Genomic DNA, 6,599 nt, shown 5'->3' on the forward strand with positions numbered 1-6,599 from the left:
GTCTACACCCTCCTAGAGCTTGATATAGTATATCGTGCCTCGAATAGCGTATGCCCTACGTCTATTTTACAGTTATATCTGACTTGTCGACCCCCCGATTCCGCTCGGAGATTTCCCATATGAGCAGGTTGGATGGCGTCTGGCGGAATGCAGGGTGTAGAAGTAGGACAGGTATGCACGACCCCTGTGTAAAAGCCTCAATACCAACGCGCAATATCATTATGACGCCCCCCATAATCCGATGTATTTCTTCCCTGATTTACATATGAACGTTAAGTTTTCTTTTCTGTATATATTTCTGTCTCTGAAAAACGTGCATTTGGCTGTTTCAAATGCGTTTGGAAGGAAAACGGGGGTTCTCAATGGATAGCTACCTATCCATTGAGCAGGACGGTAGCTATCGAGGTGAGAGGATGTCAGTGACTGGCAGGAGCCGGGGTTGTTGCAGGAACTGTTTCCGTGGACTGAGGCAGTGGCATGCCCTTGGGCCACAACAACCAGATACTGCCTTTCTGTTTCATATCGCCTGCCAGCTTGCCCGCTTCATCTCCCGTGCCCCAGAACAGATCGGCGCGTACCTCACCGGCAATCGCACCGCCCGTGTCCTGCGCCGCAACCGGGCGCACCACGCTGCTTCCATCCGGCCGTGTGGTGGAGAGCCAGAGCAGACTACCCAGAGGAATCACCTTGCGATCGATGGCTACGCTGTAGCCCGGTGTCAGCGGCACGTTGAGCGAGCCGCGCGGGCCTTCATTGCTGTCGGGGTTACGGGCAAAAAACACATAGCTGGGGTTGCTGGCCAGCAACTCGCTGACCCGCTCCGGATGCGCTTTGGCCCAGGCTGCGATGCTGCCCATGGTCACGTCTTCCTTCTTCAACTGGCCCTGCTCCACCAGCCAGCGACCAATCGCGCGATAAGGGCGGCCGTTCTGATCGGCATAGCCCAGACGCAGCTGCGAGCCATCCTCCAGACTCACGCGCCCGGAGCCCTGAATCTGCAGGAACTGCACATCCATCGGGTCGGTCAGCCAGGCAATCACCGGCGCATTCAACCCCTGCGCGTTGATCGTCGCGGCATCGTCGTAAGGCTTGAGCACCCGCCCCCCAAGCCGACCGCGCAAGCGCTTGCCCTTGAGTTCGGGATAAATGCTGTCCAGATTGACCACGATCAGATCGTCCGGAATGCCGTAAACCGGCACGTTAGCCGTGGCGGTCTGAGTCAGGCTGCCAGGGTAGACAGGCTCGTAATAACCGGTGATCAGGCCATCGGCACTGCCGCCATCAGCGCGCAGGCTGTAGACCTGCAACTGGCTCTGCAAAAACGTACGGATCTGCGCCGCATCCGGAGCCGCCACAAGGCTGCCCGCCGCCGCACAGGTCGGTCCCCACACGGCATCAGCCTTCAGACGAACACACGCACTGCGCCATGAGGCAAACCCGGCTTGCAAGTCGGCGTCCGACACGGCGGGCAGCGCGTCCCAACCAGCCTGGCTATAAGTGGTGTGTGGCGGTGCAGGCGGCGTCACCGGCTTATCGGACTTGTCACACGCGGTCAGCAGGGCCGCCAGCGGCAAAGCCAGCGCCAGCCCACGGAACCATAGCTTGAAAGAGAGCATCATCAGCAGCAATCCTTTTACAGCCCACAGCAGGCTGGAGGGTAAAAGGCGTCATTGTGGCTGAAGCGGGCAGAGGGGCCTAGTGGGGAGCTTCATTCATCACCAAAGCCGGGCATATTGCTATCAAGAGCGGGTTTATTGAAGGCCGCTCCTGCCACCCCATTCAGAGCACCTCAGTAGACTGCCGCCATACTGAAAGCATCTATGTATTCACCATCCCGATAGGCAAATTTCCGGTGCGTCCCCTCTATGACAAAGCCATTCTTTTTATAAAGCGCAATAGCAGGCTCGTTATCAACGAAGACGGTAAGCTCCAGGCGTTTTACATTCATCCATCGGCAGGCGGTTGCAGACAGCTCTTTCAATAATTCGTCGCCAATGCCCTGGCGATGATGACCGTCTGCGACCCCCATCCAGAAATCAGCTACGTGCTGCCTTCGCCCCTGAAAGCGATAGAGCATGGCGCACCCGACAACGATGCCATCTCGCTCGGCAACCAGGGATAGGCCTGAAGCGCTGCGACCTTCAACAAGTTTTTTTATGTCGTTGACTGACTGGTATGGCATCCGAAGCGTCCACCAACGGAACACCGGCTGTTCAAAAATCTGAGCCAGCGAAGACCAGTCACTGTCTGCCATCGCACGAACGATCAAACTCATTTCAGACTCCTTGCCAGACCTGTTCAGTCCGGACTCAGACGCATTCTGATTGTCGATACAACCCGCCATGCTTAGCGCCCGGCGTCGCCCTTCCGGCTGCTGGCCTGCTTACTTTCAAGGCCGGCCCGGATGCGGTTCCGGGTAGTCGCGGTTGATGTCGATTGGTTTGGCATACGGCCCATCCCATAGCTGCTCATGCAGAACGCCGATGCGCTTGGCCATTGTGCTGTCGTGCATCACCACTTCCAGGTTGCGCGAGTTGTCGAGGTAGCCGCCGAGCCAGTTACTGGTGCCGACCCATGCGACCTGATCATCAATGTCCATGGTCTTGCTGTGAATCACACGTGCATACGGGATGAACCCCTCGGCGGCTACGGGCAGTGTGACAATGCGCACCTGCACGTTTGGCACCAGGGCCAGACTCTTCAAATAGGCTACTTCGGGCATGTCTGTGTTCCAGTCCGACACCATGAGTTTGATCGACACGCCACGGGCGGCAGCGCTGCGGATGGCGTTATCGATGACCGCATAGTAAGGCCGGGTTTTGTCAGGTCCGTAGGACAAGGGTGCGTAATCCAGTAACTGGACGCGAACCTCGCGGCTGGCTTGCGCCAGTAAACGCGGCAGCTCGGCCTGGGAGTCGAGTACGCCGGGCGGGTTATAGCGCTGCGGACTGGCGACCAGATAGTTGCCAGCAGGCAAAGCATTCTTGTTCGAGTGTGGCACCGGAATCGGTTTGCCTTCGGCGATGGCGGCCTGGGCTAGCCAGTCCTGATCGAACACGGCCTGCGTCTGGCGCACGACATTCGGCTCGTCGATGCGCAGGCCGGTTTCATGGATGTGCTCCAGAGAGCGCCAATCGAAATTCTGACTGCCTATGAACGCCTGCCGGCCATCCACGACGATGAATTTGGCGTGAATGATGCCGCTGCCCCTGAGCTTGGCGTATGGCAGTACGCGCAAGGTGAGGCTGGGTATCGCCCGCAACCGTTCAAGGGTCTGCGGATCGGACATTTTCAGGCCTTTTTCCTCCAGCAGAAAACGGATTTTCACCCCGCGCTGCCCCGCTGCAGTCAGGCTTTCAAGCACCTTGTCCATCACCGAACCGGCATGGTCTGCGGCATAGAACTGCTCGATATCGATACCCTTGCGGGCTCCATCGAACAGTTCACGCCAGACCTCGCCGGGCGCTCGCAGGTCAGGCGTCTGCAAATCGGTTCCGAGCGGAACGGTGTGTACCAGCTCGAAACCTGGAATAGCGAAGTCGGCCTGCGCAAACGAACTCGTCAGCAGTAGCGCTGCGATCACGACGCGGGAACGCGTAAGTACCCTACGGCCTGGAAGATCAAAGAACATGCGGGCCTCATCGCCGGACACAGGGAGGATGGCGCATGCCAAGGGCACACGCCGCAGGTTGATCAGGCAGTGCGGTATTTCGGTTGGACCGGGGCAGCCGAATGCTCGGTTTCATCCTGCACCTGTGCGCCGCTGGAAGCGCGGATCAACAGGATCTTGAGTTGATCGTTGATGCGTTCCAGGCTGTCCTGAAAGTAGTTATGAAAGACCACGCAGAACAAGGCGATGGCAATACCCAGCCCGGTCGCGAACAGCGCCGTGCCGATACCGGCAGAAATCTGCCCGGGATCGGACACCCCGGCACTGGCCAGCGCCTGGAACGTGTCGATGATGCCCAGAATGGTGCCCAGCAACCCCAACAGAGGTGCAGCGGTAGTGATGGTCTCGATCAGCCAGAGGCTGCGGGCCAGCGGCGCGCGAGTGCTCAGGTACTGGGTTTCGATGACATCATCCAGATCCCTGCGCGAGCCCTGAGCATTTTTTTGCACAAGCACCGGCAGGACCATGCTCAGCGGCAAACCGGCCCGGCGTGTCAGCGCCTCCGGCAGGTCCTTTTCACTGTGCACCGAAGCACTGAGTGCCGTTTGCAGCGCCCGTGCCTGACGGCGTACGTAAGCAAAGTAGATACCCCGTTCGATCGCGACAAAGATCGCTACCGCGATGGCGGCGTACATCACATAGAAGGTGATGTCGTGAAGCTGATTCATGTCCATGGCACAGACCTCTGGTCAATGAAGATTAGAAATTGGCTTCAAGAGAAACGGTAACGGTACGCTCGACGCCGACGATGTACGCCGGGTCGCCATCGCGGAAGCCGCTGTATGTACCTGCGTTGGTCTTGGTGGTGTACACGCCGTCCAGGTACTCCTTGTCGAACAGGTTGTCGACGTTCAGACGCAAGGTGGCATCCTTGACGATTTTCTTGTCCACCGGCAGATAGATGCCCGCGCCCAGATTGAAGATGGTGCGCCCCGGAATGCTTTCGTCATTGGTCAGGTCGCCATACAGCTCGCTGGTGAACTTGGCTCCGAAGGTGCCGTAATAACTGCCGTCGTCGTAGCCGATGTTGGCGGCCAGCATGTTCTTCGGCACGTTGGCAAACTGCTTGCCGCTGGTAGGCAGCTCGATGGCAGCGCCGTTATTGAAAACGGTCAGGTCATCCTTCTGTTTGGCGCGGGTGTAGGTGTACGAGGTGTAGTAATTGAAATGGTGCGGCAGCAGGCCGCTCCACTCCAGTTCCAGCCCGCTGTTATCGACTGCACCGGCATTGATGTCGGCAAAGTCACCATTGATGTCTCTCGATGACACCTGGCGGTCCTTGAACTGCATGTAGAACAGGGTGGCGGCCAGCGTCATGTCCTGTTCGGTAAAGCGCCAGCCCAGTTCATGGTTCCAGCTGGTCTCCGGCTTGCTGTTGATGGAACCGGTGCCCGGGTCATAAAGGACGTAGTTCTGCGGTATGCGCATGTTGCGCGACAGGCTGTAGAACAACTGGTCACGCTCATCCAGCTGATACTTGAGGCCTACGTTCGGCAGCAGCTTGTTGTAGGTCTGGTCACGTTTTTCCGGCCGCTCGGTAAGGCTGCCGTGGTTATTGCCTTCACGCTCGACATTCATGTAGGCCAGGCCGCCGATCAGCGTCCAGTCCGGGGCGAAATACCAGGTGTCCTGAGCCCATACTTTTTGTGCAGGCGTCACGGTATAGCGATCACGGCCCTGGATCTCATTGCCGTTGGCATCGACCATGTAATCCGAGTCTGGCCAGATGCTTTCCGGCTTGCCGTTGCTCTTCAGGCGAATGAAAGGCTGAGTCTGCAACTGACGCGCGCGCTCATACCAGTAGCCGACTTGCACGCTGTGCTCGTCGTTGACATCCCAATTGAGCTTGGTGGTGATCCCCGGACGCCAGGTCTGGGTGCGCGAAGGTCGGTAATACACGCCGGTGGTCGATGAGCCATCAGCGTTATAAGCGGCAGCCGTCGGCAAGTTGCTCAGGTCGAATACACCGTTCTGATTCGAGCCGCGGTTGAGCGCATAGGAGGAACTGTTTACTCCGCTGCCGTTACCCCAGAAGTAATAGGGGATGACTGAAAGCGCCAGATTGTCGGCCAGTTTGAATTGGGTATTGAGCACGGCGGTGAACGTCTGGAACGGGTTTTGCGCCAGTTCGTAATAACTGGACAGCTTGCCGTTGCTGCCCAGCGCGGGAGTCGAAGGATAGGGGTCAAACTTGCGCCCGTTCTGCTGGAACTGGCTCTTGGTGAGCTGGCTGTAGCTGTTGTTATCCTGCTCGTGGTACTTGAGGATCAGGTTGGCCGTATTGCCTGAGCCCATGTCGAAGAAGCTGTTCCACTCCACCTTGTCAGCGCGCACGGCACCGTCACCGCGCCATTTCTGACCTTCGGTATGAGACATCGACAGCCAGTTGCTCAGCCCGTTGATTTCGCCGGTATTGAGCCGCGCAAAGGTCTTGTAAGTGCCATTGCTGCCCGCCACCTGCTTGACGAACGCGCCGGTTTCCTTGGTGGGCCGAATGGTCACAATGCCGATGTTGCCGCCGCTGGAACCGATGTGCGGGCCGTCACTCTCGGCAGAGCCCTGGGTGACGAAGATCTGATCGATGTTTTCCGGGTCGCCCAGCAGGTTGGAATACAGTGCATAGTTGCCGGAGTCGTTGATGGGCATGCCATCTACCGACATCCCGACCTGATCGGAGTTGAGGCCACGCATGGTATAGCGAAAGCCCGACAGGCCGGTGGCATCTTCACTGGAGATATTCAGGCCCGGGGTGTATTTGAGTTTGTCGATCGCGTTACCTGTTGCGGTCTGCTTGTCGAGCGCCTCCTTGGTCACCGTGGAGCGCGCCTTGATGCTCTCCTCCTGAACCATATAGCCACCGCCCACCGTCGCCTTCCCTTGTACGCCAATGGTGCCAACGTCACTGGCACTCGAATCAGCCATGGCCATG

The 6,599-nt window shown here is 58.1% G+C and carries 5 protein-coding genes (1 of these 5 running past the window's edge); all 5 read right to left on the reverse strand.

Features of this window, described 5'->3' with window-relative positions; all coding sequences use genetic code 11:
• Positions 1–416: 416 nt before the first annotated feature.
• Positions 417–1,619, reverse strand: a complete 1,203-nt coding sequence (gene mltA, locus ALO64_RS22675; protein ID WP_044345314.1) for a murein transglycosylase A — start codon at positions 1,617–1,619, stop codon at positions 417–419.
• Positions 1,620–1,789: 170 nt separating this feature from the next.
• A complete protein-coding gene (locus ALO64_RS22680; protein WP_004655458.1) occupies positions 1,790–2,275 on the reverse strand; it encodes a GNAT family N-acetyltransferase in 486 nt (161 codons plus the stop codon).
• Positions 2,276–2,389: 114 nt separating this feature from the next.
• Positions 2,390–3,631: a phospholipase D-like domain-containing protein gene (locus ALO64_RS22685; RefSeq protein WP_044345316.1), complete on the reverse strand. Its 1,242-nt coding sequence runs from the start codon at positions 3,629–3,631 to the stop codon at positions 2,390–2,392.
• 62 nt (positions 3,632–3,693) lie between these two features.
• The gene (locus ALO64_RS22690) at positions 3,694–4,344 is read right to left on the reverse strand and encodes a MotA/TolQ/ExbB proton channel family protein (protein WP_044345318.1); all 651 of its coding nucleotides are present in this window, start codon (positions 4,342–4,344) and stop codon (positions 3,694–3,696) included.
• Between the two features lie 25 nt (positions 4,345–4,369).
• Positions 4,370–6,599: the 3' portion of a TonB-dependent receptor gene (locus tag ALO64_RS22695; RefSeq protein WP_054991808.1), read on the reverse strand. The gene runs 62 nt beyond the window's last position; the window shows 2,230 of its 2,292 coding nt (coding positions 63–2,292); its start codon lies off the right edge, out of view — the gene reads right to left on this strand; the stop codon is at positions 4,370–4,372.

Origin of the sequence: Pseudomonas meliae, assembly GCF_001400515.1 — a bacterium.
Lineage (GTDB): Bacteria > Pseudomonadota > Gammaproteobacteria > Pseudomonadales > Pseudomonadaceae > Aquipseudomonas > Aquipseudomonas amygdali.

Bases quoted from the DNA above. Each gene is read 5' to 3' on its own strand.
- mltA (WP_044345314.1), bottom strand. From the start codon at position 1,619: ATGATGCTCTCTTTCAAGCTATGGTTCCGTGGGCTGGCGCTGGCTTTG.
- ALO64_RS22680 (WP_004655458.1), bottom strand. From the start codon at position 2,275: ATGAGTTTGATCGTTCGTGCGATGGCAGACAGTGACTGGTCTTCGCTG.
- ALO64_RS22685 (WP_044345316.1), bottom strand. From the start codon at position 3,631: ATGTTCTTTGATCTTCCAGGCCGTAGGGTACTTACGCGTTCCCGCGTC.
- ALO64_RS22690 (WP_044345318.1), bottom strand. From the start codon at position 4,344: ATGGACATGAATCAGCTTCACGACATCACCTTCTATGTGATGTACGCC.